Raw genomic sequence first — 688 nt, forward strand, 5'->3', positions numbered from 1 at the left:
ACAGGGACTGTTGGTGCTAATACATCTTACGATGTAACAGATTTCGTACCAGTAGAGCCATCAACTGTTTACGCTAGAAACTATTCACACGAAATTGCCTTTTATGATGAAAACAAAATTTACATCAGCGGTCTTTCAAGATTGTCACCACCAGAACAAGCATCAACAATTACAACTCCTAGTAATGCTAAGTATATAAGAGCTACACTTTCAAAAGGGACAGCAGAGACTTTTCAATTAGAAAAAGGTAGTACTCCAACAACATATGAGTCGTTTGCTGGCTACAACTTAAAAAAACTTAAACTAGGCAAAGAGAACTTAATTACGGAGTTCCTAGAAGTTAAGGACGTAAGTACTATTGATATAGATTTAAGACAAATAACCGATGTAACAACATCTAAAAACCTTTTCAATAAGGATACTGTTGAAACGGGTAAATTTGTTAACTACTTAACAGGGACTGTTGGTGCTAATACATCTTACGATGTAACAGATTTCGTACCAGTAGAGCCATCAACTGTTTACGCTAGAAACTATTCACACGAAATTGCCTTTTATGATGAAAACAAAATTTACATCAGCGGTCTTTCAAGATTGTCACCACCAGAACAAGCATCAACAATTACAACTCCTAGTAATGCTAAGTATATAAGAGCTACACTTTCAAAAGGGACAGCAGAGACTTTTC

Annotated in this window: 1 pseudogene; it reads left to right on the forward strand. The window is 35.8% G+C overall.

The window, feature by feature from the left end:
* A pseudogene (locus A2U94_RS21720) lies at positions 1 to 688 on the forward strand (hypothetical protein); the annotation flags it as partial.

The sequence above is a fragment of the Bacillus sp. VT 712 genome (assembly GCF_001614195.1).
GTDB classification, from domain to species: domain Bacteria; phylum Bacillota; class Bacilli; order Bacillales; family Bacillaceae_H; genus Priestia; species Priestia flexa.